Annotated in this window: 22 protein-coding genes; 19 read left to right on the top strand and 3 right to left on the bottom strand. The window is 63.1% G+C overall.

Annotated features, from left to right (window positions below; translation table 11 throughout):
* Both N5C91_RS28230 and N5C91_RS28225 read left to right on the top strand, forming a co-directional pair.
* A partial coding sequence (locus N5C91_RS28230; RefSeq protein WP_279833585.1) for a hypothetical protein occupies positions 1–205 on the top strand: 205 nt, incomplete at its 5' end.
* A gap of 360 nt (positions 206–565) precedes the next feature.
* Positions 566–2,227: a Na+/H+ antiporter gene (locus N5C91_RS28225; protein WP_236173101.1), complete on the top strand. Its 1,662-nt coding sequence runs from the start codon at positions 566–568 to the stop codon at positions 2,225–2,227.
* Positions 2,228–2,335: 108 nt separating this feature from the next.
* On the opposite strand, the gene dapC is transcribed toward N5C91_RS28225, so the two are convergent.
* The 3 genes from dapC to map all read right to left on the bottom strand — a co-directional run bounded on the left by dapC (position 2,336) and on the right by map (position 7,397).
* Positions 2,336–3,532 (bottom strand): succinyldiaminopimelate transaminase, encoded by a 1,197-nt coding sequence (gene dapC, locus N5C91_RS28220; protein ID WP_236198447.1) that lies wholly within the window; start codon positions 3,530–3,532, stop codon positions 2,336–2,338.
* A 38-nt stretch (positions 3,533–3,570) separates the two neighbouring features.
* Complete coding sequence (locus N5C91_RS28215) at positions 3,571–6,270, bottom strand: [protein-PII] uridylyltransferase (RefSeq protein ID WP_236173099.1); 2,700 nt, start codon at positions 6,268–6,270, stop codon at positions 3,571–3,573.
* A 329-nt stretch (positions 6,271–6,599) separates the two neighbouring features.
* On the bottom strand, positions 6,600–7,397 hold the full coding sequence (gene map / locus N5C91_RS28210) for a type I methionyl aminopeptidase (protein ID WP_275094702.1): 798 nt from the start codon (positions 7,395–7,397) through the stop codon (positions 6,600–6,602).
* Between the two features lie 305 nt (positions 7,398–7,702).
* Here map and rpsB point away from each other — a divergent pair, with 305 nt between their 5' ends.
* From rpsB to accA, 17 genes are all read left to right on the top strand, one after another.
* On the top strand, positions 7,703–8,443 hold the full coding sequence (gene rpsB, locus N5C91_RS28205) for a 30S ribosomal protein S2 (protein WP_054908326.1): 741 nt from the start codon (positions 7,703–7,705) through the stop codon (positions 8,441–8,443).
* Positions 8,444–8,568: 125 nt separating this feature from the next.
* Positions 8,569–9,438, top strand: coding sequence for a translation elongation factor Ts (gene tsf, locus N5C91_RS28200; protein WP_279833581.1), 870 nt, complete (start codon positions 8,569–8,571; stop codon positions 9,436–9,438).
* A gap of 206 nt (positions 9,439–9,644) precedes the next feature.
* Positions 9,645–10,382 (top strand): UMP kinase, encoded by a 738-nt coding sequence (gene pyrH / locus N5C91_RS28195; RefSeq protein WP_017521181.1) that lies wholly within the window; start codon positions 9,645–9,647, stop codon positions 10,380–10,382.
* A gap of 1 nt (position 10,383) precedes the next feature.
* Positions 10,384–10,941, top strand: a complete 558-nt coding sequence (gene frr / locus N5C91_RS28190) for a ribosome recycling factor (RefSeq protein WP_045210004.1) — start codon at positions 10,384–10,386, stop codon at positions 10,939–10,941.
* 16 nt (positions 10,942–10,957) lie between these two features.
* The gene (uppS, locus tag N5C91_RS28185; protein ID WP_236173097.1) at positions 10,958–11,713 is read left to right on the top strand and encodes a polyprenyl diphosphate synthase; all 756 of its coding nucleotides are present in this window, start codon (positions 10,958–10,960) and stop codon (positions 11,711–11,713) included.
* Positions 11,707–12,522: a phosphatidate cytidylyltransferase gene (locus N5C91_RS28180; protein ID WP_236198449.1), complete on the top strand. Its 816-nt coding sequence runs from the start codon at positions 11,707–11,709 to the stop codon at positions 12,520–12,522. The genes uppS and N5C91_RS28180 overlap by 7 nt, the downstream gene beginning before the upstream one ends.
* Positions 12,519–13,709: a 1-deoxy-D-xylulose-5-phosphate reductoisomerase gene (ispC, locus tag N5C91_RS28175; RefSeq protein ID WP_236173095.1), complete on the top strand. Its 1,191-nt coding sequence runs from the start codon at positions 12,519–12,521 to the stop codon at positions 13,707–13,709. The genes N5C91_RS28180 and ispC overlap by 4 nt, the downstream gene beginning before the upstream one ends.
* 16 nt (positions 13,710–13,725) lie before the next feature.
* On the top strand, positions 13,726–15,078 hold the full coding sequence (rseP, locus tag N5C91_RS28170) for a sigma E protease regulator RseP (RefSeq protein WP_236173094.1): 1,353 nt from the start codon (positions 13,726–13,728) through the stop codon (positions 15,076–15,078).
* 73 nt (positions 15,079–15,151) lie between these two features.
* The gene (gene bamA, locus N5C91_RS28165; RefSeq protein ID WP_236173093.1) at positions 15,152–17,539 is read left to right on the top strand and encodes an outer membrane protein assembly factor BamA; all 2,388 of its coding nucleotides are present in this window, start codon (positions 15,152–15,154) and stop codon (positions 17,537–17,539) included.
* Positions 17,540–17,587: 48 nt separating this feature from the next.
* Positions 17,588–18,091 (top strand): OmpH family outer membrane protein, encoded by a 504-nt coding sequence (locus tag N5C91_RS28160; RefSeq protein WP_045210010.1) that lies wholly within the window; start codon positions 17,588–17,590, stop codon positions 18,089–18,091.
* Entirely contained in the window at positions 18,091–19,152 is a 1,062-nt protein-coding gene (gene lpxD, locus N5C91_RS28155; RefSeq protein ID WP_279833575.1) for a UDP-3-O-(3-hydroxymyristoyl)glucosamine N-acyltransferase, read from the top strand. The genes N5C91_RS28160 and lpxD overlap by 1 nt, the downstream gene beginning before the upstream one ends.
* Positions 19,153–19,200: 48 nt before the next feature.
* Positions 19,201–19,641 (top strand): 3-hydroxyacyl-ACP dehydratase FabZ, encoded by a 441-nt coding sequence (fabZ, locus tag N5C91_RS28150; RefSeq protein WP_236173091.1) that lies wholly within the window; start codon positions 19,201–19,203, stop codon positions 19,639–19,641.
* Complete coding sequence (lpxA, locus tag N5C91_RS28145) at positions 19,638–20,414, top strand: acyl-ACP--UDP-N-acetylglucosamine O-acyltransferase (protein WP_236173090.1); 777 nt, start codon at positions 19,638–19,640, stop codon at positions 20,412–20,414. Before fabZ ends, lpxA begins: the two co-directional genes overlap by 4 nt.
* A 2-nt stretch (positions 20,415–20,416) precedes the next feature.
* Positions 20,417–21,559 (top strand): lipid-A-disaccharide synthase, encoded by a 1,143-nt coding sequence (lpxB, locus tag N5C91_RS28140; RefSeq protein ID WP_236173089.1) that lies wholly within the window; start codon positions 20,417–20,419, stop codon positions 21,557–21,559.
* Positions 21,559–22,170: a ribonuclease HII gene (gene rnhB, locus N5C91_RS28135; RefSeq protein ID WP_236173088.1), complete on the top strand. Its 612-nt coding sequence runs from the start codon at positions 21,559–21,561 to the stop codon at positions 22,168–22,170. Before lpxB ends, rnhB begins: the two co-directional genes overlap by 1 nt.
* 154 nt (positions 22,171–22,324) lie before the next feature.
* Positions 22,325–25,855, top strand: a complete 3,531-nt coding sequence (gene dnaE / locus N5C91_RS28130) for a DNA polymerase III subunit alpha (RefSeq protein ID WP_279833573.1) — start codon at positions 22,325–22,327, stop codon at positions 25,853–25,855.
* Positions 25,856–25,968: 113 nt separating this feature from the next.
* A complete protein-coding gene (gene accA, locus N5C91_RS28125) occupies positions 25,969–26,919 on the top strand; it encodes an acetyl-CoA carboxylase carboxyl transferase subunit alpha (protein WP_236173086.1) in 951 nt (316 codons plus the stop codon).
* Positions 26,920–26,938: the final 19 nt, after the last annotated feature.

Here is a 26,938-nt window from a genome sequence, read left to right as displayed (position 1 = left end):
AGAGCCTGAGCCGCGCACGGTGCGCGTGGAGGTGCCGGTGGCTATCCCGTGCCGGGTGCCGGCAGTGGAGGTCCCGAGCTGGTCGACTGCATCGCTGAAGAAGGGCGACACGCTACAGACCAAGGTGCGAGCCTTGCTGGCTGAGCTGGAGCAGCGGAAGGGTTACGAGGTGCAGCTGCGTGCAGCGGTTCAGGCCTGCCAATAGGGCTTCCAAGGGTGGAATATCCTCCCTAAAACGCTACCGTAAGTGATTGATTCTAATATGGCGTGACCTTGCGGAAAACGCTCCGTTGCGGAGGGTCAAAAACGAGCGCAAGGATTTGATTCAGAAGGGAAAATCGGGAATCAGTACCGAGTACCAAGCTTTGATTCCATACAGCGTCCGCTCACTCACGGGGCGCTACTCCTTTTCGATGCTTTTTTCAGGCGCGGGATTATGCCATTTCCCAGCGCCTTGCGGGACGCCGCCGGGAGGCCGGGGTGTTGCAACAGTTTTTTGCCCGATATGGGGCTGATCCGGGCCGCCTCGGGTGCTTCAATGCAGGGCTGTGTTGGGAGTTCGTCGATGCAAACCGTTTATACCGTGCTGATCCTGCTGCTGGTCGTGGGTGGAACCCGGCTCGCGGCGCAGCTGATACCGCTGCCTCTGCCGTTGATCCAGATCGCCGCCGGCGCCGCGCTGGCCTGGCCAAGCCTGGGGCTGCACGTGGCGCTGGACCCGGAACTGTTCATGTTCCTGTTCATTCCGCCGCTGCTGTTCGCCGATGGCTGGCGTATGCCCAAGGGCGAGTTCTGGAAGATGCGCTGGCCGATCCTCACCCTGGCCTTTGCCCTGGTGTTGTTCACCGTGCTCGGCGGCGGTGTCTTCATCCATCTGCTGATTCCCGAGATTCCCTGGGCCGCGGCCTTCGCCCTGGCGGCGGTGCTGTCGCCCACCGATGCGCTGGCGGTGTCGGCCATCGCCCAGGATCGCCTGCCACGCCGCTTGATGCATGTGCTGCAGGGCGAGGCGCTGATGAACGACGCGTCCGGCCTGGTTGCCTTCAAGTTCGCCCTCGCCGCAGCCATGACCGGCACCTTCTCGCTGATGGATGCCAGCCTGAGCTTCCTGCTGGTGGCCATTGGCGGCCTGGCCTGTGGCGTATTCCTCAGTTGGCTGCTGGGGCGCATCCGTGGCTGGATGATCCGCCGCGGCTGGGACGATCCGGCCACCCACGTGGTGCTGATGCTGTTGCTGCCCTTCGCCTGTTACATGATCGCCGAGCAACTGGGCGTGTCCGGCATCCTCGCCGCGGTGGCCGCCGGCATGATGCAGAGCTGGGTGGACCTGCTGCCGCGGCAGACCAACACCCGCCTGCTCAACCGCAGCGTCTGGTCGATGCTGGAGTTCGCCTTCAACGGCGTGGTGTTCCTGCTGCTTGGGCTGCAGTTGCCGGACATCCTCAAGTCCGTCGCGCACCATGCCGACGACGTGATGTGGCGTTCGTCACTGCTGGCCTTCTACGTGCTGGCAGTGTTCGCCGTGCTGCTGTTGCTGCGCTTTGGCTGGGTCTGGTGCTACTGGAAGGTGTCGGTGCGCTTCGAGCAATGGTGGGGTGTGGAGCTCGGCGGCCGGTCCGGCGAGCCGGTGCTGCGCTTGTCGGCAATCTCGGCGCTGGGCGGCGTGCGCGGGGCGGTGACGCTGGCTGGTGTGCTCTCGGTGCCGCTGCTGTTGCTCGATGGCTCGGCCTTCCCGCAGCGTGACCTGATCATCTTCATCGCCACCGGGGTGATCCTGGTCTCCCTGGTCGCCGCCACCATCGGTTTGCCGATCCTCCTGCGTGGCTTGCCGGCCGCCAGCAACGACCAGCGTGAGCGTGAAGTGCAGTCGGTGTGGCGCAAGACCGCGGCGGCGGCCATCCACATGCTGGAGAGCGAGGAAATGCCCGTGCGCGACGGCGCCGATGCGGATGAGGCGGCGCGCCTGGCGGAAGTGCGGGCGCGGCTGATGGCCGAGTACCGCCACGAGCTGGACCCGGCGCCGGACACCCAGGAAGCCCGCGAGCGTGCCCGCGGCCTGGAGCTCGCCGATCAGGCACTGCGCATCAAGGCATTGCGGGCGCAGCGGCTGGAGCTGTACCGCATGCGCCGCGAACACGAGATCGACGATGAGACCATGCGCGAGGTGCTGGGGGAGCTGGACAGTCAGGAAGCCTGGGTGACCAGCAAGGCGGGGCGCTGGGTGTAGGGCGCTTTGGGCCTTTTTTGTAGGAGCGAGCTTGCCCGCGAACCGAACTATCCGGTAGCTCCGGCGTGAAGCGGGTTCGCGAGCAAGTTCGCTCCTACACAAGGCCTTTTATAGGCTCTGAACGAACTTTTTGATCCGCTCGGCCGCTTCCACGCATTCCGCCAGCGGCGCGACCAACGCCATGCGCACGCGATTGGCGCCCGGATTCTCGCCATTCACTTCGCGCGACAGGTACGAGCCCGGCACCACGGTGACGTGTTGCGCATCGAACAGGCCGCGGCAGAACTCGGTGTCGGCAATCGGCGTCTTCGCCCACAGGTAGAAGCTGCCATCGGGGCGCTGCACGTCGAGCACGCCGGCGAGGATGTCCAGCACGGCGTCGAACTTCTCGCGATACAGGTCGCGGTTGGCCCGCACGTGGTCTTCGTCCTTCCAGGCGGCGACGCTGGCCAGCTGGGTCTGAACCGGCATGGCGCAGCCGTGGTAGGTGCGATAGAGGAGGAATTTCTTCAGCACTTCGGCGTCGCCGGCAACGAAGCCCGAGCGCAGGCCCGGCAGGTTGGAGCGCTTGGACAGGCTGTGGAACACCACGCAGCGCTTGAAGTCATTGCGGCCCAGCTCGGCGCAGGCGGTCAGCAGGCCGGCTGGCGGGTTCTGCTCGTCGAAGTACAGCTCGCTGTAGCACTCGTCGGCGGCGATCACGAAGTCGTGCTCATCGGCCAGGGCGATCAGCTTCTTCAGGGTCTCCAGCGGCACCAGCGCCCCGGTGGGGTTGCCCGGCGAGCAGAGGAAGAGGATCTGGCAGCGTGCCCAGACGTCCGCCGGTACGGCGTCGAAGTCCGGATTGAAGCCGTTGTCTTCCAGGCACGGCAGGTAGTGCGGCTCGGCGCCGGCCAGCAGGGCCGCGCCTTCGTAGATCTGGTAGAACGGGTTCGGGCTGATCACCAGTCCCTTGGCGTTGCGGTCGACTACGGTCTGGGTGAAGGCGAACAGCGCTTCGCGAGTGCCGTTCACCGGCAGCACGTGGCGCGCGGCGTCTAGCCAGCCTGCCGGCACCTGGAAGCGGCGCTCGCACCAGGCGGCGATGGCTTCGCGCAGGGCCGGGATGCCCAGGGTGGTCGGGTAGACGGCCATCTGGTCGAGGCTGTCGGCCAGGGCCTTGGCGACGAACTCCGGCGAGCGGTGCTTGGGCTCACCGATGGACAGTGCGATGGGCTTGAGGTCCGCCGGCGGCTGGGCTCCGGCCAGCAAGGCGCGGAGCTTCTCGAAGGGGTAGGGCTGGAGCGAGTCGAGGGCAGGGTTCATGGCAAGGCTCTTTTTTCTGACTTTTTACAAGATCGGGACTAGATGCTGATGCGCACCGGCATGGTCTGTTGGCCGCCATCCGAGAGGATATCCACCAGGGCGGTCTGGATTCGTTTGCACAGCTCAGGATCGGCAAGCGGCTGGTTGTGCGCATCGGTGACGAAGAACACGTCTTCCACGCGCTCGCCCAGGGTGGCGATCTTGGCGTTCTGTACCGACAGGTCGAAGTCCAGGAACAGCCCGCCGATGCGCGCCAGCAGGCCGGGGCGATCCGGCGCGGTGACTTCCAGCACGCTGACCTGGCGCGCCGCGTCGGTGGAGATGGTCACCTGCGGGGCGAAGGCGAAGTGCTTGAGCTGGCGCGGCACGCGGCGCTGGATGATGGTCGGATATTCGTCCGGGTCCTTCAGGGCGTTGACCAATCCTTCGCGAATTTCTTCGACCCGTGCTGGATTGTTGCCGATCGAACCGCCATCTGCATCGAGCACTATGTAGGTGTCGAGGGTGAACAGGCTGGTGGAGGTGATGATCCGCGCGTCCTGAATGTTCAGGTTGAGCTGGTCCATCGCCGCCACGGTCACGGCGAAGAAGTCGTGCTGGTCGCCGGCATAGATGAAGATCTGCGTGCCGCCCTCGAACTCGCGCTGGGCGGTTTCCTTGATCAGCACCAGCGGGGTGCCGTCGTCCGGGTGCTGGAGGATGGCCTCGGTGTGCCAGGCAACGTCGGCGGCGCTGTGACGCAGGAAATAGTCGTCGCCCAACTGGCTCCAGAGCTGCTCGGCGTCGTCCTGGTCGATGCCGCCGCGTACCAGGATGTCGATGGCCGCGCTCTGCGTCTGGCGGATCTGCTCCTCGCGGTCGACCGGGTTCTCCAGGCCGCGGCGCAGGGCGCGCTTGGTTTCGGTGTAGAGCTGGCGCAGCAGGCTGGCGCGCCAGGAGTTCCACAAGGTCGGGTTGGTGGCGTTGATGTCCGCCACGGTGAGCACGTACAGATAGTCCAGGTAGGTCTGGTTGCCCATCAGCTGGGCGAAATCGTAGATCACCTGCGGGTCGGAGAGGTCCTTGCGCTGGGCGGTGGTCGACATGATCAGGTGGTTCTGCACCAGCCAGGACACCAGGTTGGTATCCCACGGCGGCAGCTGGTGGCGCTGGCAGAAGTGCTCGGCGTCCACCGCGCCCAGTTCCGAGTGGTCGCCGCCGCGGCCCTTGGCGATGTCGTGGTAGAGCCCGGCGATGTAGATCAGCTCGGGCTTGGGCAGGCGCTCCATGATCTTGCTGGCCAGCGGGTACTTCTCCGCCATGTCCGGGCGGCGCAGCTTGCGCAGGTGCTTGATCAGGTTGAGGGTGTGCGCGTCCACCGTATAGATGTGGAACAGGTCGTGCTGCATCTGCCCGACGATCAGGCCGAACTCCGGCAGGTAGCGCCCGAGGATGCCGTAGCGGTTCATCCGCCGCAGGTTGCGGTGGATGCCTTCCTTGCACTTGAACAGCTCGATGAACAGGCTGGTGTTGCGGATGTCGTGGCGGAAGTCGTCGTCGATCAGGTGGCGGCTGTCACGCAGCAGCCGGATCGTGTCGGCGCGCACGCCCTTGATCTCGGGGTGCTGGGCAAGCAGCACGAAGATTTCCAGCAGGGCGAACGGGGTGCGCTTGAAGACGTTGGCGTGGGTGACTTCCAGGTAGCCGTCGCGCAACTGGAAGCGGCTGTTGAGCGGCAGGATATGGCCGTTCTCGCCGGCCCGCAGTATCACTTCCTCGAAGTGCTGCATGATCAGGTCATTCAGCTCGGAAACGGCCATCACCACGCGGTAGTACTTCTGCATGAAGCGCTCGACGGCCAGTTTGGCGTCGTTGCCTTCATAGCCGAGCATCCCGGCGATGCGCCGCTGGTGGTCGAACAGCAGGCGGTCCTCGGCGCGGCCGGCGAGCATGTGCAGGGCGTAGCGGACTTTCCAGAGGAATTCCTGGCTGGAGGCCAGCACCGCGCATTCGCTCTCGACCAGGAAGCCCTCGCGCACCAGGGCATGCAGGTTGAGGCTGCCGAAATGACGGCGGGCCACCCAGAGCAGCGTCTGGATGTCACGCAGGCCGCCGGGCGAGCCCTTTACGTTGGGCTCGAGATTGTATTCGGTGTCGTTGTATTTGGTGTGGCGGTGAATCTGTTCCTTGCGCTTGGCCAGGTAGAACTGCCCGCTGGGCCACATCTGCTTCGCACTGGTGGCTTCGAGCATGCGCTGGCGCAGGCTGTCCGGGCCGGAGATGGTCCGGCATTCCATCAGGTTGGTGACCACGGTGAGGTCGGCACGCGCTTCCTCGGCGCATTCGGCGACCGAGCGCACGCTCTGGCCGACTTCCAGGCCGATGTCCCAGAGCAGGGTGAGGAAGCCTTCGATGGGCTCGCGGAAAATCTCCTGGTCTTCGCTGTCGAGCAGGATCAGCAGATCGATGTCCGAGTGCGGGTGCAGTTCGCCGCGCCCATAGCCGCCCACGGCGACCAGCGCGATGTCGGCGTCGTCGCCCCAGTCGAAGCGATTCCAGGCCTGCTGCAGGATCTGGTCGACGAACCAGGCGCGGTCCTCGATCAGCCGGCGGATGTCGCGGCCGCCGTTGAAGCGGGCGTCGAGCACCTCGTTGGCCTGACGGATGGCCTTCTTGAAGGCAGCGATGGGGCTGGATTTGAGGGCCAGTTCCGCCTGGAACTGCCCACGGTCGAACAACTCGGGATCCACCTGCGGCATGGCGGCCTTCCTGATCAATGGCTTAGGGGAGGGCAGGGGCAAGAGGGCGGTCGGGCCTGGGCGCTTCGCGCCAGGCCCGGCAGCTGTGCCGGGCCGGGATTTGTATGTTCTACCCAGCCGTCGGCGAGATTGCAAACCACACAAAATCTGCTGCGCGTCGGCATAACTGCGTTAAAAACAGGCGAGGACTGCTCATTTACAGCGCGTAAACTCCGCGTCCTCGCCTGTTTGATTCGCTGGCGCTCACCCTTCGGGCCAGCCTGCGGCTGTTACTCCCGTTGGTCGTTGCGCCTTGTTCTGCTCTAGCTCGCAAGATTTTGAACAGCCATTCAGGCCGAGGTGCGCGGGAAGCTTTCGTCGTTGCGCAGGGTGAGGATCTCGTAGCCGTCGGCGGTGACCAGCACGGTGTGCTCCCATTGCGCGGACAGCTTGCGGTCCTTGGTGATGGCCGTCCAGCCATCACCCAGCAGGCGGGTTTCCGGGCGGCCCTGGTTGATCATCGGCTCGATGGTGAAGATCATGCCTTCTTTCAGTTCCAGGCCGGTGCCGGCGCGGCCGTAGTGCAGCACCTGGGGCTCCTCGTGGAACACCTTGCCGATGCCGTGGCCGCAGTACTCGCGCACCACGGAGAAGCCGTTCTTCTCGGCGTACTTCTGGATCACTTCGCCGACGTCACCCAGTCGCGCGCCCGGCTTGACCAGTGCAATGCCCTTGTACATGCATTCCTGGGTGATCTGGCAGAGGCGGTCAGCCCATTCCGGGGTCTTGCCGACCGAGAACATCTTGCTGGTATCGCCGTGGTAGCCGTCCTTGATCACGGTGACATCGATATTGACGATGTCGCCTTCCTTGAGTGGCTTCTCGTTGGGAATGCCGTGGCACACCACGTGGTTGATCGAGGTGCAGATCGACTTGGGGAAGCCCTTGTAGTTCAGCGGCGCGGGAATGGCCTTCTGCACGTTGACGATGTAGTCGTGGCAGATGCGGTCCAGTTCGTCGGTGGTGACGCCGGGCTTGACGTGTTCGCCGATCATTTCCAGCACTTCGGCGGCCAGACGGCCGGCGACGCGCATTTTCTCGATGTCTTCGGGCGTCTTGATGGTGACGGTCATGCGACTTCTCTTCAGGCGCTGCGTACGCGCGGGTAAATGAGAGGAATACGCAAGTCTATCAGATTCGGCGCTCTTCTATTAAGGGTGGCCGGCCGATGGAGCCGGTCGGGTAAGGCGCTGGGGGCCGCTGCCGAACGTCCTTGCGGGTTTTGTTCTGGCCAAGGTTGTGGTATAAAGCGCCCCGCTCCGGAGGCTACGGCCATTTCGGAGCATTAACCCACACATGCATCGACACGATGGCCTGGGTGCCCTTTCGACACAGTCGCAGGGTTGGCCGTTGGGATGCATGGAGGCCTAACCCGACTTATCGAGGAACTATCATGTCCCAAGTCAACATGCGCGATATGCTGAAGGCCGGTGTGCACTTCGGCCACCAGACCCGTTACTGGAACCCGAAAATGGGCAAATTCATTTTCGGCGCGCGCAACAAGATCCACATCATCAACCTGGAAAAGACTCTGCCGATGTTCAACGAGGCCCTGACCTTCGTTGAGCGCCTGGCCCAGGGCAAGAACAAGATCCTGTTCGTCGGCACCAAGCGTTCCGCTGGCAAGATCGTTCGCGAAGAAGCTGCCCGTTGCGGCATGCCGTACGTCGACCACCGTTGGCTGGGCGGCATGCTCACCAACTACAAGACCATTCGTCAGTCGATCAAGCGTCTGCGCGAGCTGGAAGTGCAGTCCCAGGACGGTACCTTCGCCAAGCTGACCAAGAAAGAAGCTCTGATGCGCTCCCGTGATCTGGAAAAACTGGATCGCAGCCTGGGCGGCATCAAGGACATGGGCGGCCTGCCGGACGCTCTGTTCGTGATCGACGTTGACCACGAGCGCATTGCTATCACCGAAGCCAACAAGCTGGGCATCCCGGTCATCGGCGTCGTCGATACCAACAGCAGCCCGGAAGGCGTTGACTATGTTATCCCGGGTAACGACGACGCCATCCGCGCCGTACAGCTGTACTTGGGCTCCATGGCTGAAGCCGTACTGCGTGGCAAGAACGCCGGTGGCGTGACTGCTGACGAGTTCGTAGAAGAAGCTCCGGCCGAGTCCGCCGAAGGCTGATTCCAGGACGTCCAGACGTCCTGCGGTGCGCGGAAAGGGGGCTAGGCCCCCTTTTTGCCACCCTGTAAATTCCGCCCGGGTAGCCGGGCGATCTGGTTTTGAGAGCAACTCAAGAGGATTTCGAAATGGCAGAAATTACTGCAGCACTGGTCAAGGAACTGCGTGAGCGTACCGGCCAGGGCATGATGGAGTGCAAGAAGGCACTGGTAGCCGCCGAAGGCGATATCGAGAAAGCCATCGACGACATGCGCGCTTCCGGCGCCATCAAGGCAGCCAAGAAGGCCGGCAACATCGCCGCCGAAGGCGCCATCGCCGCCAAAGTGGCTGACGATGCCAAGTCCGCTACCATCATCGAAGTCAACTCGCAGACCGACTTCCTGGCCCTGCAGGACGACTTCAAGAACTTCGTGGCTGCCAGCCTGGACAAGGCTGTTGCCCAGAAGCTGACCGACGCCGCTCCGCTGATCGCGGAACAAGAGTCGGCCCGTGAAGCCCTGGTCGCCAAGTGCGGCGAGAACGTCAACATCCGTCGTCTGGCTCGCGCCGAAGGTGACGTGGTTGGCGCCTACCTGCACGGCCACCGCATCGGTGTTCTGGTCACCCTGAAGGGCGGCAACGCTGAACTGGCTCGTGACATCGCCATGCACGTCGCTGCCAGCAACCCGCAGTTCCTGGATCCGTCGCAGGTTTCCGAAGAAGCCGTTGCCAAAGAGAAGGAAATCTTCCTCGCTCTGAACGCCGACAAGATCGCTGGCAAGCCGGAAAACATCGTCGAGAACATGGTCAAGGGCCGTATCTCGAAGTTCCTGGCCGAAGCCAGCCTGGTCGAGCAGGCGTTCGTCAAGGATCCGGAAGTCAAGGTCGGTGACCTGGCCAAGAAAGCCGGCGCTGAAATCGTTTCCTTCGTTCGCTTCGAAGTAGGCGAAGGCATCGAGAAAGTCGAAGCCGACTTTGCTGCCGAGGTTGCTGCTCAAGTAGCCGCTTCCAAGCAGTAATAGACAGTCTCACGACTGTCGCCCCGCAAGAGGCTGCCCGCTAACGCGCGCGGCCTCTTTGCCAAACTGGGGAAGCCAAAAGGGGCGGTTTCCACGGCGCAGGCCCGCCAGGCGGGTTTAAAGGCGCCGTAAGGCTGGCTGGTCCAAGCTTTCCGCCAGGCGCCCACAAGGCGCACAGTATTCAATCGCCGCAGGAGAAAAAGGTCATGGCTCAGCAGCTGAGCGCTCGTCAACCTCGCTATAAACGCATTCTTCTAAAATTGAGCGGCGAAGCCCTGATGGGCTCCGAGGAGTTCGGCATCGATCCCAAGGTGCTGGACCGCATGGCGCTGGAGATCGGCCAGCTCGTCGGTATCGGCGTGCAGGTCGGCCTGGTGATCGGTGGTGGCAACCTGTTCCGTGGCGCGGCGCTGTCCGCAGCCGGCATGGACCGCGTCACCGGCGACCACATGGGCATGCTCGCCACCGTGATGAACGGCCTGGCCATGCGTGATGCCCTGGAGCGCTCCAACATCACCGCCATCGTCATGTCCGCCATTTCCATGGTCGGCGTGACCGATCACTACGACCGCCGCAAGGCCATGCGCCACCTGAAAAGTGGCGAAGTGGTGATCTTCTCCGCCGGTACCGGCAACCCGTTCTTCACCACCGATTCCGCCGCCTGTCTGCGCGCCATCGAAATAGATGCTGACGTAGTACTCAAGGCGACCAAGGTGGACGGCGTGTACACTGCCGACCCGTTCAAGGACCCGAATGCCGAGAAGTTCGAACGTCTGACGTACGACGAAGTGCTCGATCGCAAGCTGGGTGTGATGGATCTCACCGCCATCTGCCTGTGCCGGGACCAGAAAATGCCGCTGCGCGTGTTCAACATGAACAAGCCCGGCGCGCTGCTGAATATTGTTGTAGGTGGTGCTGAAGGCACCCTGATCGAGGAGGATTGAGATGATCAACGAGATCAAGAAGGAAGCACAGGATCGTATGGGCAAAACCCTGGAAGCCCTGGGCCATGCCTTCGCCAAGATTCGTACCGGCCGTGCCCACCCGAGCATCCTGGATAGCGTGATGGTGTCCTACTACGGTTCCGACACTCCGCTGCGCCAGGTCGCCAACGTCACCGTTGAAGACTCCCGCACCCTGGCTCTCAGCGTCTTCGACAAGAGCATGATCCAGGCAGTCGAGAAGGCCATCATGACTTCCGACCTGGGCCTGAACCCGGCCACCGCCGGCACCACCATTCGCGTGCCGATGCCGGCCCTGACCGAAGAAACCCGCAAGGGCTTCACCAAGCAGGCTCGCGCCGAGGCCGAGCAGGCCCGCGTTTCCGTGCGCAATATCCGCCGCGACGCGCTGGCTCAGCTGAAAGACCTGCAGAAAGAAAAAGAAATCAGCGAGGACGAAGAGCGTCGCGCTGGTGACGATGTGCAGAAGATCACCGACAAGTTCGTCGCCGAGATCGAAAAGGCCCTCGAGGCCAAGGAAGCGGACCTGATGGCCGTCTGACGGCCGGGCTCTCGTCATGGAAAAGACCAAGCAGGTGACGCCCGTGCCTCGGCACGTGGCGATCATCATGGACGGCAACAATCGCTGGGCGAAGAAGCGCTTCATGCCTGGTGTCGCCGGACACAAGGCTGGCGTGGACGCCGTTCGTGCGGTGATCAAGACCTGCGCCGAGGCAGGCGTCGAAGTGCTGACGCTGTTCGCCTTCTCCAGCGAGAACTGGCAGCGCCCGGCCGATGAGGTCGGTGCGCTGATGGAGCTGTTCCTCATGGCCCTGCGCCGTGAGGTGCGCAAGCTCAGCGCCAACGGCATTCGCCTGCGCATCATCGGTGATCGCAGCCGCTTCGCTCCTGAATTGCAGGCAGCGATGCGCGAGGCCGAGGCGTTGACCGCCAATGGCAGCAGCATGTTGTTGCAGGTGGCGGCGAACTATGGCGGCCAGTGGGATATCACCCAGGCGGCCCAGCGTCTCGCTCGTGAAGTGCAGGCCGGCCATCTGTCGGCGGATGACATCACCCCGGAGCTGATCCAGGGTTGCCTCTCCACTGGCGATCAGCCATTGCCCGACCTGTGCATCCGCACCGGTGGCGAACATCGCATCAGCAACTTCCTTCTGTGGCAGCTGGCCTACGCCGAGCTGTATTTCTCCGATCTCTACTGGCCCGATTTCAAGCACGAAGCCATGCAGGCTGCGTTGCAGGACTACGCCTCTCGTCAGCGCCGCTTCGGCAAGACCAGCGAGCAGGTCGAGGCCGAGGCACCCCCGTCATGTTGAAACAACGAATCATCACGGCGCTGATCCTGTTGCCGATCGCGCTGGGTGGTTTCTTCCTGCTCGATGGTGCGGCGTTCTCGCTGTTCATCGGTCTGGTGGTGAGCCTTGGTGCCTGGGAATGGGCGCGTCTGGCTGGTTACAACGAGCAGGCTGCCCGTGTTGCTTACGCTGCGCTGGTCGCCGTGCTGATGCTGGTATTGGCCTGGCTGCCGCAACTGGCGGGCGGCGTGCTGGTGTTGGCGCTGCTCTGGTGGGGCCTGGCGACCATCATGGTGCTGACCTACCCGGACAGTGCATCGAGCTGGGGCGGCCGTTGGCGCCGTTTGCTGATCGGCCTGTTGATCCTGCTGCCGGCCTGGCAAGGGCTGGTGCTGCTCAAGCAGTGGCCGCTGTCCAACTGGCTGATCGTCGCCGTGATGGTGCTGGTCTGGGCCGCCGACATCGGTGCCTACTTCTCCGGCAAGGCCTTCGGCAAGCGCAAGCTCGCTCCGCGCGTCAGTCCGGGCAAGAGCTGGGAAGGTTTCTTCGGGGGCATGGCGCTGTGTCTGGCGATTACCGTCGCCGTCTCCATCTATCGTGACTGGACGGTTCGCGAGCTGTTGCTGGCGTTGCCTTGTGCGGCCATCGTGGTGGCCTTGTCGGTCATCGGTGACCTCACCGAAAGCATGTTCAAGCGCCAGGCCGGCCTCAAGGACAGCAGCAACCTGCTGCCGGGCCATGGCGGCGTGCTTGACCGCATCGACAGCCTGACCGCAGCGATCCCGGTATTCACCGCGCTGCTCTGGGCCGTAGGCTGGGGTACGCCGTGAGCCATCCGCAGTGGATCACTGTGCTGGGGGCGACCGGTTCGATCGGCCTCAGTACCCTCGACGTCATCGGGCGTCACCCTGATCGTTACCGCGTCTTCGCACTCAGCGGCTTCTCCCGCCTGGCCGAGCTCGAGGCGCTTTGCCTTCGTCACCGGCCGCGATTCGTGGTCGTGCCAGAGGTTGAGCAGGCGCGTAACCTGCAGGATCGCCTCGCTTCGGCGGGGCTTGAGGCCAGGGTGCTGGTGGGGGAGGCTGGGCTCTGCGAGATTTCCGCGCATCCCGATGTGGAAGCGGTGATGGCCGCCATCGTCGGCGCCGCCGGCCTGAAGCCGACTCTGGCGGCTGTCGAGGCCGGCAAGCGGGTATTGCTGGCCAATAAAGAGGCGCTGGTGATGTCCGGCGCACTGTTCATGAATGCCGTTCGCGCCAGCGGCGCCGTGCTGCTGCCCATCGATAGCGAGCACAACGCGATCTTCCAGTGCATGCCGGCGGACTACGCTCGCGGCCTGGGTGAGGTCGGCGTGCGTCGCATCCTGCTGACCGCATCGGGGGGGCCGTTCCGCGAAACCCCATTGGAGCAGCTGGCCCGGGTGTCGCCCGAGCAGGCCTGTGCACACCCCAACTGGTCGATGGGGCGGAAGATTTCCGTCGATTCGGCCAGCATGATGAACAAGGGCCTGGAGCTGATCGAGGCCTGCTGGCTGTTTGATGCCGCGCCGTCGAAGGTCGAGGTGGTGATCCACCCGCAGAGCGTGATCCACTCTCTGGTGGACTACGTCGATGGCTCGGTGCTGGCCCAGTTGGGCAACCCGGATATGCGTACGCCGATTGCCCACGCGCTGGCCTGGCCGCAGCGAATCGATTCGGGTGTTTCGCCGCTCGATCTGTTTTCCATTGCCCGCCTGGACTTCAGTGCGCCCGACGAGCAGCGTTTCCCCTGTCTGCGCCTGGCGCGCCAGGCGGCAGAGGCGGGCGGCAGCGTGCCGGCGATGCTCAATGCGGCGAACGAGGTGGCCGTTGCTGCGTTCCTCGAGCGGCGCATCCGCTTCACGGATATCCCGGTTATCATCGACGAAGTGCTGAACCGCGAGGCGCACACGCCGGTCGAATCGCTCGATGCGGTGCTGGCGGCCGACCAGCGTGCACGCGGCGCCGCACAGGCGTGGTTGCAGGAGCGCGGGCATTGAGCCCGAGGAGGTAGCGATGAGCGCCCTTTATATGGTGGTGGGACTGATTGTCGCCCTGGGCGTACTGGTCACCTTCCACGAGTTCGGACATTTCTGGGTTGCACGGCGCTGCGGGGTCAAGGTCCTGCGCTTTTCCGTCGGTTTCGGTACGCCGCTGGTGCGCTGGCATGATCGCCAGGGCACCGAATTTGTCGTTGCCGCTATCCCCCTGGGCGGCTACGTGAAGATGCTCGACGAGCGAGAGGGCGATGTTCCCGCCGAGCTGCTCGACCGCGCCTTCAACCGCAAGACCGTGTTCCAGCGTATCGCCATTGTTGCCGCCGGTCCGGTGGCCAACTTCCTGCTGGCCATCCTGTTCTTCTGGGTCCTGGCCATGCTCGGCAGCCAGCAGATCAAGCCGATCATCGGCTCGGTGGTGGCGGATAGCCCAGCGGCGCTGGCTGGCCTGGCCTCCGGCCAGGAAGTGGTTGCGGTGGACGGTGAAGCCGTCGATGGCTGGAGCAGCGTGAACCTGCAGCTGGTGCGCCGTCTCGGTGAAACCGGCGAGCTGAGTGTTGCAGTACTGGAACAGGGTTCGAGCGTTCCCGCGGTGCACCAGGTGCGCATCAGTTCCTGGCTGAAGAACGAAGACAATCCTGATCCCATCGGTGGTCTGGGGATCCAGCCCTGGCGACCTGCTGTCGCACCGGTGATCGCCGAGCTGGATGACAAGGGGCCTGCCAAGGCGGCCGGTCTGCAGATTGGTGACCGACTTGTCAGTCTGGATGGCCAGTCGGTCACGGATTGGCAGGAAGTTGTCTCGCGTGTTCGCGCCATGCCCGAGGGCAAGGTCACGCTGGGGATCGAGCGCGCCGGTCAGCGCGAGGAACTTGCCCTGACCCTGGCAGCCAAAGGCGAGGGCAAGGCCCGCACCGGTTACCTGGGGGCTGGTGTCGCAGGTGGACAATGGCCGCCGGAAATGCTCCGCGAAGTGAGCTATGGGCCGGTGGCGGCGGTCGGGCAGGCACTCTCCCGAACCTGGTCCATGAGCCTGCTAACTCTGGATTCTCTAAAGAAAATGGTGCTTGGGCAGCTCTCGGTAAAAAACTTGAGCGGGCCGATAACCATTGCTAAAGTGGCGGGCGCTTCAGCCCAGTCAGGCGTAGGGGATTTTCTGCATTTCCTCGCTTATCTGAGCATCAGCTTGGGGGTTCTCAACCTGTTGCCGATTCCCGTCCTCGATGGCGGGCATCTGCTGTTCTACATGGTCGAGTGGGTGCGAGGTCGCCCATTGTCGGAGCGGGTCCAGGCTTGGGGGATGCAGATTGGCATCAGCCTGGTAGTCGGGGTCATGTTGTTGGCCCTGGTCAACGATCTGAGTCGACTGTAACCGCCCATTGGTTTTCGGATCTGCCGCCATTTGCGGCAGATTCTCTATTTGTCAGTTGGAATAAAAGGACTCCATGAAACGCTTTCTGCTTCCCGCGGCCCTTTCCGCGCTGATGATCGCCCAGGTTCACGCCGAGTCCTTCACTGTTTCCGATATCCGGGTCAACGGCCTGCAGCGCGTGTCTGCCGGCAGCGTGTTCGCGGCGCTGCCGCTGAACGTCGGCGAGCAGATCGACGATCGCCGCCTGGTCGAAGCGACCCGCTCGCTGTTCAAGACCGGTTTCTTCCAGGACATCCAGCTCAGCCGTGATGGCAATGTGCTGATCGTCAACGTGGTCGAGCGTCCGTCCATCTCCAGCATCGAGATCGAGGGCAACAAGGCGATCACCACCGAAGACCTGATGAAGGGTCTGAAGCAGTCCGGCCTTTCCGAAGGCGAAATCTTCCAGCGCGCGACCCTCGAGGGCGTGCGTAACGAGCTGCAGCGCCAGTACGTGGCCCAGGGCCGCTACTCCGCGGAGATCGAGACCGAAGTGGTGCCGCAGCCGCGCAACCGTGTCGCGCTGAAGATCAACATCAACGAAGGCACCGTGGCGGCCATCGCCCATGTCAACGTGGTGGGCAACACCGTCTTCTCCGAGGAAGACCTGACCGACCTGTTCGAGCTGAAGACCACCAACTGGCTGTCCTTCTTCAAGAACGACGACAAGTATTCCCGCGAGAAGCTCTCCGGCGACCTGGAGCGCCTGCGTTCCTACTACCTGGACCGCGGCTACATCCACATGGATATCGCCTCCACCCAGGTGTCCATCACCCCGGACAAGAAGCACGTCTACATCACCGTCAACGTAAACGAAGGCGAGAAGTACACCGTCAGCGACGTGAAGCTCTCCGGCGACCTGAAAGTGCCGGAAGAGGAAGTGAAGAAGCTGCTGCTGGTGAAGAAGGGCCAGGTGTTCTCCCGCAAGGTGATGACCACTACCTCCGACCTGATCACCCGCCGTCTGGGTAACGAGGGCTACACCTTCGCCAACGTCAACGGCGTTCCCGAGCCGAACGACGAGAACAAGACCGTGTCGATCACCTACGTGGTCGACCCGGGCAAGCGCGCCTACGTCAACCGCATCAACTTCCGTGGCAACACCAAGACCGAGGACGAAGTTCTCCGTCGCGAAATGCGCCAGATGGAAGGCGGCTGGGCCTCGACCTACCTGATCGACCAGTCCAAGCAGCGCCTGGAGCGCCTGGGCTACTTCAAGGAAGTCAACGTCGAGACCCCGGCCGTACCGGGCACCGACGACCAGGTCGACGTCAACTACAGCGTGGAAGAACAGCCGTCCGGCTCGATCACCGCCAGCGTGGGCTTCGCCCAGAGCGCCGGCCTGATCCTTGGCGGCTCGATCAGCCAGAACAACTTCCTGGGTACCGGTAACAAGGTCAGCATCGGCCTGACCAAGTCCGACTACCAGACCCGTTACAACTTCGGCTTCGTCGACCCCTACTGGACCGTCGACGGTGTGAGCCTGGGTTACAACGCCTTCTACCGCAAGACCGACTACGACCAGCTCGACGTCGACGTTTCCAGCTACTCGGTGAACAGCCTGGGTGCCGGTGTCAGCATTGGCTACCCGATCAGCGAGACCTCGCGCCTGACCTACGGCCTGACCGTGCAGCGCGACGACATCGATACCGGCGCCTACACCGTGGATGAAATCTTCGACTTCATCGAGAAGGAAGGCGACAGCTTCACCAACTTCAAGGCGTCCATCGGCTGGTCCGAATCGACCCTGAACAAGGGTGTGCTGGCGAACCGTGGTCACTCGCAGAGCCTGGTGCTGGAAACCACCGTTCCGGGTAGCGACCTGTCGTTCTACAAGCTCGACTACCGCGGCCAGATCTTTGCGCCGCTCACCGAGAACTACACCATGCGCTTCCATACCGAGCTCGGTTATGGCGGTGCGTATGGCGACACCGACCGCCTGCCGTTCTACGAGAACTACTACGCCGGTGGCTTCAACTCGGTGCGTGGCTTCAAGGACAGCTCGCTCGGCCCGCGCAGTACCCCGAGTATTGCCCGCGATGCCAATGGCAATCAGATCCCCGGCCCGGATAGTAAAGGCCGCTACACCGACCCGGATCAGGATCCGGAAGCCTTCGGTGGTAACATCCTGATCACTGGTGGTGCGGAGCTGCTGTTCCCGCTGCCGTTCGTGAAGGACCAGCGCCAGCTGCGGACCGTGCTGTTCTACGACATCGGTAACGTGTTCGATACCGACTGCCCGACGTCTTCCACGCAGGGTTGCGATGGCGTCAAGTTCCAGGACATGGCGATGTCTGCCGGTGTGGGCCTGACCTGGATCACCGCTCTGGGTCCGCTGAGCTTCAGCCTGGCGACTCCGATCAAGAAGCCGGACAACGCCGAGACCCAGATCTTCCAGTTCTCCCTGGGACAGACCTTCTAATTGGCCGTATCGTTGTAATGACAACCATGCTTTGTGCAGGAGTGCATTGTGCGTAAGTTGACCCAGTTCGTCCTGATCACCGCCGCCCTGGCAGCGAGCCCCGCGTTCGCCGACATGAAGATCGCGGTGCTCAACTATCAGATGGCACTCCTCGAGTCCGATTCGGCCAAGCAGTATGCCGTCGACGCCGAGAAGAAGTTCGGCCCCCAACTGACCAAGCTCAAGGCCCTGGAAACCGATGCCAAGGCCCTGCAGGACAAGCTGGTCAACGGCGGCAGCAAGATGTCCAACGCCGAGCGTGAAAAGGCCGAAGGCGACTTCAAGCAGAAGGCTCGTGACTTCCAGTTCCAGTCCAAGGAGCTGAACGAAGCCAAGGCCGTTGCTGACCGCGACATGCTGAAGAAGCTCAAGCCGAAGCTGGACCAGGCCGTCGAGGAAACCATCAAGAAAGGTGGTTATGACCTCGTGGTCGAGCGTGGTGCCGTGGTTGACGTGAAGCCGCAGTACGACATCACCCGCCAAGTCATCGAGCGCATGAACCAACTGCGCTGATGATGACCGAGCTGTCCTTTACTCTCGCCGAACTGGCCGCGCAACTCGATGCCGAGTTGCGCGGCGATCCCGCTCAGGTGATCAGCGGGCTGGCTACCCTGCAGGATGCAGGCACCGGCCAACTGAGCTTCCTGGCCAATCCGCAGTACCGCAAGTTCCTTGCCGACAGCCAGGCCAGCGCCATCCTGCTGACTGCTGCTGATGCCGAAGGCTTCGCCGGTAATGCACTGATCGTCCCCAATCCGTACCTGGCCTATGCCGGCCTGTCCCATCAGTTCGATCGCAAGCCCAAGGCGGCGGTTGGCATTCATCCCACCGCGGTGGTTGATGAAGGTGCGCAGGTCGATGCGAGCGCCAGTGTCGGTCCCTATGCCGTGATCGAGGCGGGCGCCCAAATCGGCGCGAACGTCACCATCGGCGCCCACTGCTTCGTTGGTGCGCGCAGCGTGATCGGCGAGGGCGGCTGGCTTGCGCCGCGCGTGACGCTTTACCACGACGTGCGTATCGGCAAGCGCGTGGTGATCCAGTCCGGCGCCGTGCTGGGTGGCGAGGGCTTCGGCTTCGCCAACCACCAGGGTATCTGGCAGAAGATCGCGCAGATAGGCGGCGTGACCCTGGGGGATGACGTCGAGATCGGCGCCAACACCACCATCGACCGTGGTGCGCTGTCCGATACCATCGTGGGCAACGGCGTGAAGCTGGACAACCAGATCATGATCGCCCACAACGTGCAGATCGGTGATCACACCGCCATGGCCGGCTGCTGCGGAATTTCCGGCAGCGCCAAGATCGGCAAGCATTGCATGCTCGCTGGTGGCGTCGGCCTGGTGGGCCATATCGAGATCTGCGACAACGTCTTCGTCACCGGGATGACCATGGTGACCCGTTCGATCACCGAACCGGGCTCCTACTCCTCCGGTACCGCCATGCAGCCTGCGGCTGAATGGAAGAAGAGTGCCGCGCGCATTCGTCAGCTGGATGACATGGCCCGTCGTCTGCAGCAGCTGGAAAAGCGCCTGGCCGCCGTGACCCCAAGCGGAGACGCTCCATCAGATGCGTGATCCACGCATTTTTTGGCGTTTCCCTTTTCTGAACAGGCTCCCCTGAACATGATGGACATCAACGAGATTCGCGAATACCTGCCTCATCGCTACCCTTTCCTGCTGGTGGATCGGGTGGTGGAGCTGGACATCGAGGCCAAGCGCATTCGCGCCTACAAGAATGTCAGCATCAACGAGCCGTTCTTCAATGGCCACTTCCCGCAGCACCCGATCATGCCGGGCGTGCTGATCATCGAGGCGATGGCACAGGCTGCCGGCATCCTCGGTTTCAAGATGCTCGACGTGAAGCCGGCCGACGGTACCCTGTATTACTTCGTCGGCTCCGACAAGCTGCGCTTCCGCCAGCCGGTCCTGCCGGGCGACCAACTGCAGCTCAACGCCCAGTTCATCAGCGTCAAGCGCGGCATCTGGAAGTTCGATTGCCACGCGACCGTCGATGACAAGGCGGTGTGCTCGGCTGAAATTATCTGTGCGGAACGCAAACTATGAGTTTGATCGATCCTCGCGCCATCATCGACCCGCGCGCAAAGCTGGCTGACGACGTAGAAGTGGGCCCCTGGTCCATGGTCGGGCCGGATGTGGAGATCGGCGAAGGTACGGTGATCGGTCCCCACGTGGTGGTCAAAGGCCCCACGAAGATCGGCAGGCACAATCGGATTTTCCAGTTCTCCAGCGTGGGTGAAGATACCCCCGACCTGAAGTACAAGGGCGAACCGACTCGCCTGGTGATCGGCGATCACAACGTGATCCGCGAGGGTGTCACCATCCATCGCGGCACTATCCAGGACCGCTCGGAAACCACCATCGGCGACCATAACCTGTTCATGGCCTATGTTCATGTCGGCCATGACAGTGTGATCGGCAACCATTGCATCCTCGTGAATAACACCGCACTGGCGGGACATGTTCACGTGGATGACTGGGCAATTCTTTCCGGTTACACCCTGGTGCACCAGTTCTGCCGCATCGGCGCTCACGCCTTCTCCGGTATGGGCACGACCATTGGCAAGGATGTGCCGGCCTATGTCACGGTCTTCGGCAACCCTGCCGAGGCCCGCAGCATGAACTTCGAGGGCTTGCGCCGCCGTGGTTTCAGCGCCGAGTCGATCCAGGCGCTGCGTCGTGCCTACAAGGTGGTCTACCGCCAGGGGCTGACCGTGGACGAGGCACTTGCCGAGTTGGCGGAAGCCTCCGAGCAGTTCCCGGAAGTCGCGGTGTTCCGTGACTCCATCCAGAGCTCCACCCGCGGCATCACCCGCTGACCATGCAACCGACCGCACGCAAGCTGCGCGTCGCCCTGGTCGCGGGCGAGGCGTCCGGCGATATCCTCGGCTCCGGCCTCATGCAGGCACTCAAGCAGCGCCACCCCGATATCGAGTTCATCGGTGTCGGCGGTCCGCGCATGCAGGCCGAAGGGCTGCAATCGCATTTCCCGATGGAGCGCCTGGCGGTCATGGGCCTGGTCGAGGTACTTGGCCGCCTGCGCGAACTGCTGCGCCGGCGCAAGGACCTGGTGCAGATGCTGATCGCTGCCAAGCCGGACGTGTTCATCGGCATCGATGCGCCGGACTTCAACCTGAACATCGAATTGAAGCTGCGCCGTGCTGGCATTCGCACGGTGCACTACGTCAGTCCATCAGTCTGGGCCTGGCGACAGAAGCGTGTGCTGAAGATCAAGGACGCCTGCGACCTGATGCTCGCACTGTTCCCCTTCGAGGCGCGCTTCTATGAAGAGCATGCGGTCCCGGTGCGTTTCGTCGGCCACCCGCTGGCCAACACTATTCCGCTGGAGGCTGATCGTGCCGGTGCGCGCGTGCGTCTCGGCCTTCCCGAGGGCGACAGTGTCGTTGCGCTCCTGCCCGGCAGCCGGGGAGGGGAGGTCGGTAAGCTCGGTGCGCTGTTCCTCGATACTGCCCAGCGCCTGCTGCAGGATCGCCCTGGCCTGAGGTTCGTGCTGCCCTGTGCCAGTCCTGAGCGCCGGGTGCAAATCGAAGAAATGCTCGCCGGCCGCGACTTACCGGTGCAGTTGCTCGACGGCGCTTCCCACGAGGCCCTGGCTGCTTGCGATGCTGTGCTGATCGCCTCTGGCACCGCCACTTTGGAAGCGCTGTTGTACAAGCGGCCGATGGTCGTCGCCTACAAGGTGGCGCCGATGACCTACCGCATCCTCAAGCGCCTGGTGAAAAGCCCCTATATTTCGCTGCCGAACCTGCTGGCCGGCCGTCTGTTGGTGCCGGAACTGATCCAGGACGCGGCAACCCCCGAGGCGCTGGCCGCCACGCTGCTGCCGCTGCTCGATGATGGCAGTGTGCAAACCGAATCCTTCGATGCCATCCATCGCGCCCTGCGCCAGGATGCGTCCGCGCAGGCCGCCGAAGCGGTGCTCGCCCTGGTGGAGAAACGCTGATGCAGATGGGCCTGGATTTCACCCTGGTGGAAGAACTGGTTGCCGGTGTCGACGAAGTCGGTCGCGGCCCGTTGTGCGGTCCGGTAGTCACAGCCGCGGTGATTCTGGACCCGGCGCGTCCGATCAAGGGCCTCAACGATTCCAAGAAGCTCAGTGAGGCCCGTCGCGAGGCGCTGTTCGAGGAAATCCGCGAGAAGGCGCTGGCCTGGTGCATTGCCCGTGCCGACGTGCATGAAATCGACCAGCTCAACATCCTTCACGCCACCATGCTCGCCATGCAGCGTGCGGTGGAAGGCCTCAGCGTCACGCCGAAACTGGCGCTGATCGACGGTAATCGTTGCCCGAAGCTGAAAGTCCCCTCGGCACCGGTGGTGCAGGGCGACGCCAAGGTCCCGGCTATCGCCGCCGCCTCGATCCTGGCCAAGGTCAGCCGCGACCGCGAGATGCAGGAAATGGAAGCGCAGTACCCTGGCTACGGGATTGGCGGGCACAAGGGCTACCCGACTCCGGTGCACCTCGAAGCCCTCAGGCGCCTGGGCCCCACGCCTATTCACCGGCGTTCTTTCGGTCCGGTGCGGGCTTTGCTCGAAGATGCCGGCGGCATCCTGTAACACTTTGTTATTACTCTGAAAATTCCCCTGGCAGGCTGTTCTCCGGTGCGCTGATGCAGCGGCTGCGACGGCTGGCCCATTGATCCCTGTAGCTTTGCGGACAGCCCCGGTACAATCCGGGGCTTGCCGTTTTTCGCGTTTGCCAAGGACCACCATGACCGCCACCTTCGTTCACCTGCGTCTGCACACCGAATTCTCCCTGGTTGACGGCCTGGTACGGGTCAAGCCGTTGATCAAGGCGGTCGGGGGAGCAGGGATGCCGGCAGTGGCGGTGACCGACCTGAGCAACATGTGCTCGCTGGTGAAGTTCTACAAGACCGCCATGGGTGGCGGCATCAAGCCGATCTGTGGTGCCGATATCTGGCTGGCCAACCGCGATGAGGACGGCCCGCTCACTCGCCTGACGCTGCTGGCGATGAACGCCAAGGGCTACCGCAACCTCACCGAGCTGATTTCCCGCGGCTGGCAGGAAGGCCAGCGCAACGGCGAGATCATCATCGAGCGCCAATGGGTCAAGGACGCGGCCGAAGGCCTGATCGCGCTGTCCGGCTCCAAGGAGGGCGAGATCGGCATGGCCCTGCTGGAAGGCGACGATGCCCATGCGGACTCGCTGTTGGCTGAGTGGCTGGAAGTGTTCCCGGATCGCTTCTACCTGGACATCCAGCGTACCAACCGGGTCAACGACGAAGAGCACGTGCATGCCGCCGTGGCTCTTTCGGCACGCAGTGGCGCGCCGCTGGTGGCGACCAATGACGTGCGCTTCATCAAGGAGACGGACTTCGAGGCCCACGAGACTCGCGTGTGCATCGGCGAAGGCCGCGCCCTGGATGATCCGCGCCGTTCGCGCAACTATTCCGACCAGCAGTACCTGAAGAGCCCGGAAGAAATGGCCGAGCTGTTCAGCGACATCCCCGAGGCCCTGGAAAACTCCGTCGAGATTGCCAAGCGCTGCAACATCGACGTACAGCTGGGCAAGTACTTCCTGCCCAACTTCCCGATCCCCTACGACGACATGGATATCAACCAATATCTGCGCCATGTCTCCTACGAGGGCCTGGAGGAGCGCCTGGCGGTGCTCTGGCCGAAGGAAACCACGCCGAACTACGAAGAGAAGCGGCAGATCTACGTCGACCGCCTGGAGTTCGAACTGGGCACCATCATCCAGATGGGCTTCCCCGGCTACTTCCTGATCGTGATGGACTTCATCAAGTGGGCCAAGAACAACGGCGTGCCAGTAGGTCCTGGCCGGGGCTCGGGTGCCGGCTCGCTGGTCGCCTACGTGCTGAAGATCACCGACCTCGACCCGCTGGCCTATGACCTGCTGTTCGAGCGCTTCCTCAACCCCGAACGTATTTCCATGCCCGACTTCGACGTCGACTTCTGCATGGAAGGCCGTGACCGGGTTATCGACTACGTGGCCGGTGCTTACGGTCGCAACGCTGTCAGCCAGATCATCACCTTCGGCTCCATGGCCGCGAAGGCGGTGGTCCGCGACGTGGCGCGGGTACAGGGCAAGTCCTATGGCCTGGCCGACAAGCTGTCGAAGATGATCCCCTTCGAAGTGGGCATGACCCTGGAGAAGGCCTTCGAGCAGGAGGAAATGCTTCGCGACTTCCTCAAGACCGACGAGGAAGCCCAGGAAATCTGGGACATGGCACTCAAGCTGGAAGGCGTCACCCGTGGTACCGGCAAGCACGCCGGTGGCGTGGTGATCGCGCCGACCAAACTGACCGATTTCGCACCGATCGCCTGTGACGAAGAGGGCGCCGGCCTGGTGACCCAGTTCGACAAGGACGACGTGGAGGCTGCCGGCCTGGTGAAGTTCGACTTCCTCGGCCTGCGTACCCTGACCATCATCAAGTGGGCGATGGAAATCATCCACCGCATCCAGAAGAAGAACGGCGACACCGATCTGGTCGACATCGACCGTATCCCGCTGGATGACAAGAAAACCTACGACCTGCTGCAGAAGGCGGAGACCACCGCGGTCTTCCAGCTTGAATCGCGCGGCATGAAGGAGCTGATCAAGAAGCTCAAGCCGGACTGTCTGGAAGACCTCATCGCACTGGTGGCGCTGTTCCGTCCCGGCCCGCTGCAGTCGGGCATGGTGGACGACTTCATCAACCGTAAGCACGGTCGTGAGGAAATCTCCTACCCGCACCCGGATTACCAGTATGCCGGTCTCGAGCCGGTGCTCAAGCCCACCTACGGCATCATCCTGTACCAGGAGCAGGTGATGCAGATCGCTCAGGTGATGGCGGGCTACAGCCTCGGTGGCGCGGACATGCTGCGCCGTGCCATGGGCAAGAAGAAGCCCGAGGAAATGGCCAAGCAGCGCGGCGGCTTCATCGAGGGTTGTGCCAACAACGGCATCGACGCCAACCTCTCGGGCAACATCTTCGACCTGGTGGAAAAATTCGCCGGCTACGGCTTCAACAAGTCGCACTCGGCTGCCTACGGCCTGGTGTCGTACCAGACCGCCTGGCTGAAAACCCACTGGAAAGCCCCGTTCATGGCTGCGGTACTCACCGCGGATATGCAGAACACCGACAAGGTGGTGACGCTCATCGAAGAGTGTCGCCACATGAAGCTGCGCATCCTGGCGCCGGACGTGAACAACTCCGAGTTCCGCTTCACCGTCGACGAGGACGACCAGATCGTCTACGGACTGGGTGCGATCAAGGGCGTCGGCGAAGGCCCGGTAGAGGCAATCACCGAGTGCCGAAATGAAGGCGGCCCGTTCAAGAACCTGTTCGACTTCTGCGACCGCATCGATCTCAAGCGCGTCAACAAGCGCACCCTGGAGGCGCTGATCCGCGCCGGTGCGCTGGACCGCCTCGGTCCGCACTTCCATGAGGAACAGAAGGCCTACCACGCCCACGTCGACATCAACCGTGCCGTGCTGCTGGCCTCCATGGAAGAAGCCGTGAAAGCCGCCGAGCAGACCTCGCGCAGCCACGATAGTGGCCACATGGACCTGTTCGGTGGGGTGTTCGCCGAGCCCGAGGCCGATGTCTACGCCAACCACCGCAAGGTCAAGGAACTCAACCTCAAGGAGCGTCTGAAGGGCGAGAAGGACACTCTCGGCCTGTACCTGACCGGCCACCCGATCGATGAGTACGAGGGTGAGGTACGGCGTTTTGCCCGCCAGCGCATCGTCGAGCTGAAGCCAGCGCGCGATACCCAGACGGTTGCCGGCCTGATCGTCAACCTGCGGGTGATGAAGAACAAGCGCGGTGACAAAATGGGCTTCGTGACCCTGGACGACCGCTCCGGTCGCATCGAAGCCTCGCTGTTCGCCGAAGCCTTCGCCGCCAACCAGGCGCTGCTGCAGACCGACGCACTGGTGGTGATCGAGGGTGAAGTCAGCCAGGACGATTTCTCCGGCGGCCTGCGCCTGCGCGCCAAGCGCGTGATGGGCCTGGAAGAGGCCCGTACTTCGCTGGCCGAGAGCCTGCGCGTGCGTGTGCATGCCGACGCCCTCAAGGGCGACCGCCTGCGCTGGCTGGCCGATCTGTGCACCCGCCACCGGGGCAGTTGTCCGGTCACCGTCGACTACAGCGGCGAGCAGGCGCGCGCCCTGTTGCAGTTCGGCGAGCAGTGGCGGATCGACCCGGCAGACAACCTGATTCAAGCGCTGCGTGACCAGTTCGGCCGCGACAACGTCTTCCTGAACTACCGCTAGCGCGGCGGTGGCCAAAGGCCGCCCGCCCGCCAGTCTCGACCCTCGGCGCCCGATACCGTAAGGTAGGGCGCCTACGGACCAGGCCCAGCCGCCAACAGAACGACGGATAGCCCATGAACCCGAATTTTCTCGATTTCGAACAGCCCATCGCCGACCTGCACGCCAAGATCGAAGAGTTGCGGTTGGTCGGTAACGACAACGCCCTGAACATCACCGACGAAATCTCCCGTCTTCAGGAAAAGAGCAAGGCGCTGACCGAGAACATCTTCGGCAACCTGTCCAGCTGGCAGATCGCTCAGCTCGCGCGCCATCCGCGTCGCCCCTATACCCTGGACTACATCGAGCACATCTTCACCGAGTTCGAAGAGCTGCACGGTGATCGCCACTTCTCCGATGACGCCGCGATCGTCGGCGGCGTTGCCCGTCTGGAAGACCAGCCGGTGATGATCATCGGCCACCAGAAGGGCCGCGAAGTGCGCGAGAAGGTGCGCCGCAACTTCGGCATGCCGCGCCCGGAAGGCTACCGCAAGGCCTGCCGCCTGATGGAAATGGCCGAACGCTTCAAGATGCCGATCCTGACCTTCATCGATACCCCTGGCGCCTACCCGGGCATTGACGCCGAAGAGCGTGGCCAGAGCGAAGCGATCGCCTGGAACCTGCGTGTCATGGCACGCCTGAAAACCCCGATCATTGCTACCGTGATCGGCGAAGGCGGTTCGGGCGGTGCGCTGGCCATCGGCGTGTGCGACCAACTGAACATGCTGCAGTACTCCACCTACGCGGTGATCTCGCCCGAAGGCTGCGCTTCGATCCTCTGGCGTACTGCCGAGAAGGCGCCCGAAGCGGCCGAGGCCATGGGCATCACCGCCAACCGCCTGAAGGACCTGGGGATCGTCGACAACGTCATTCCCGAGCCACTGGGCAGCGCCCACCGCGATCCGGCTGCCATGGCCGAGACCATTCGTCAGTCCCTGCTCGGCCAACTCGACACGCTGAACCAGTTGAGCACCGACGAACTCCTCGCGCGCCGCTACGAGCGCCTGATGAGCTACGGCGTCGCCTGATCGACGCCTTCGGCGCAGT

Source organism: Pseudomonas sp. GD03903, from assembly GCF_029840045.1.
GTDB classification, from domain to species: domain Bacteria; phylum Pseudomonadota; class Gammaproteobacteria; order Pseudomonadales; family Pseudomonadaceae; genus Pseudomonas; species Pseudomonas pseudonitroreducens.
This window is presented reverse-complemented; position numbering and strand designations above follow the sequence as displayed.

Bases quoted from the DNA above. Each gene is read 5' to 3' on its own strand.
- tsf (WP_279833581.1), top strand. From the start codon at position 8,569: ATGGCAGAAATTACTGCAGCACTGGTCAAGGAACTGCGTGAGCGTACC.
- uppS (WP_236173097.1), top strand. From the start codon at position 10,958: ATGGAAAAGACCAAGCAGGTGACGCCCGTGCCTCGGCACGTGGCGATC.
- rseP (WP_236173094.1), top strand. From the start codon at position 13,726: ATGAGCGCCCTTTATATGGTGGTGGGACTGATTGTCGCCCTGGGCGTA.
- lpxB (WP_236173089.1), top strand. From the start codon at position 20,417: ATGCAACCGACCGCACGCAAGCTGCGCGTCGCCCTGGTCGCGGGCGAG.
- accA (WP_236173086.1), top strand. From the start codon at position 25,969: ATGAACCCGAATTTTCTCGATTTCGAACAGCCCATCGCCGACCTGCAC.
- frr (WP_045210004.1), top strand. From the start codon at position 10,384: ATGATCAACGAGATCAAGAAGGAAGCACAGGATCGTATGGGCAAAACC.
- dapC (WP_236198447.1), bottom strand. From the start codon at position 3,532: ATGAACCCTGCCCTCGACTCGCTCCAGCCCTACCCCTTCGAGAAGCTC.
- N5C91_RS28180 (WP_236198449.1), top strand. From the start codon at position 11,707: ATGTTGAAACAACGAATCATCACGGCGCTGATCCTGTTGCCGATCGCG.
- lpxA (WP_236173090.1), top strand. From the start codon at position 19,638: ATGAGTTTGATCGATCCTCGCGCCATCATCGACCCGCGCGCAAAGCTG.
- N5C91_RS28215 (WP_236173099.1), bottom strand. From the start codon at position 6,270: ATGCCGCAGGTGGATCCCGAGTTGTTCGACCGTGGGCAGTTCCAGGCG.
- bamA (WP_236173093.1), top strand. From the start codon at position 15,152: ATGAAACGCTTTCTGCTTCCCGCGGCCCTTTCCGCGCTGATGATCGCC.
- pyrH (WP_017521181.1), top strand. From the start codon at position 9,645: ATGGCTCAGCAGCTGAGCGCTCGTCAACCTCGCTATAAACGCATTCTT.
- rpsB (WP_054908326.1), top strand. From the start codon at position 7,703: ATGTCCCAAGTCAACATGCGCGATATGCTGAAGGCCGGTGTGCACTTC.
- N5C91_RS28225 (WP_236173101.1), top strand. From the start codon at position 566: ATGCAAACCGTTTATACCGTGCTGATCCTGCTGCTGGTCGTGGGTGGA.
- dnaE (WP_279833573.1), top strand. From the start codon at position 22,325: ATGACCGCCACCTTCGTTCACCTGCGTCTGCACACCGAATTCTCCCTG.
- lpxD (WP_279833575.1), top strand. From the start codon at position 18,091: ATGATGACCGAGCTGTCCTTTACTCTCGCCGAACTGGCCGCGCAACTC.
- rnhB (WP_236173088.1), top strand. From the start codon at position 21,559: ATGCAGATGGGCCTGGATTTCACCCTGGTGGAAGAACTGGTTGCCGGT.
- fabZ (WP_236173091.1), top strand. From the start codon at position 19,201: ATGATGGACATCAACGAGATTCGCGAATACCTGCCTCATCGCTACCCT.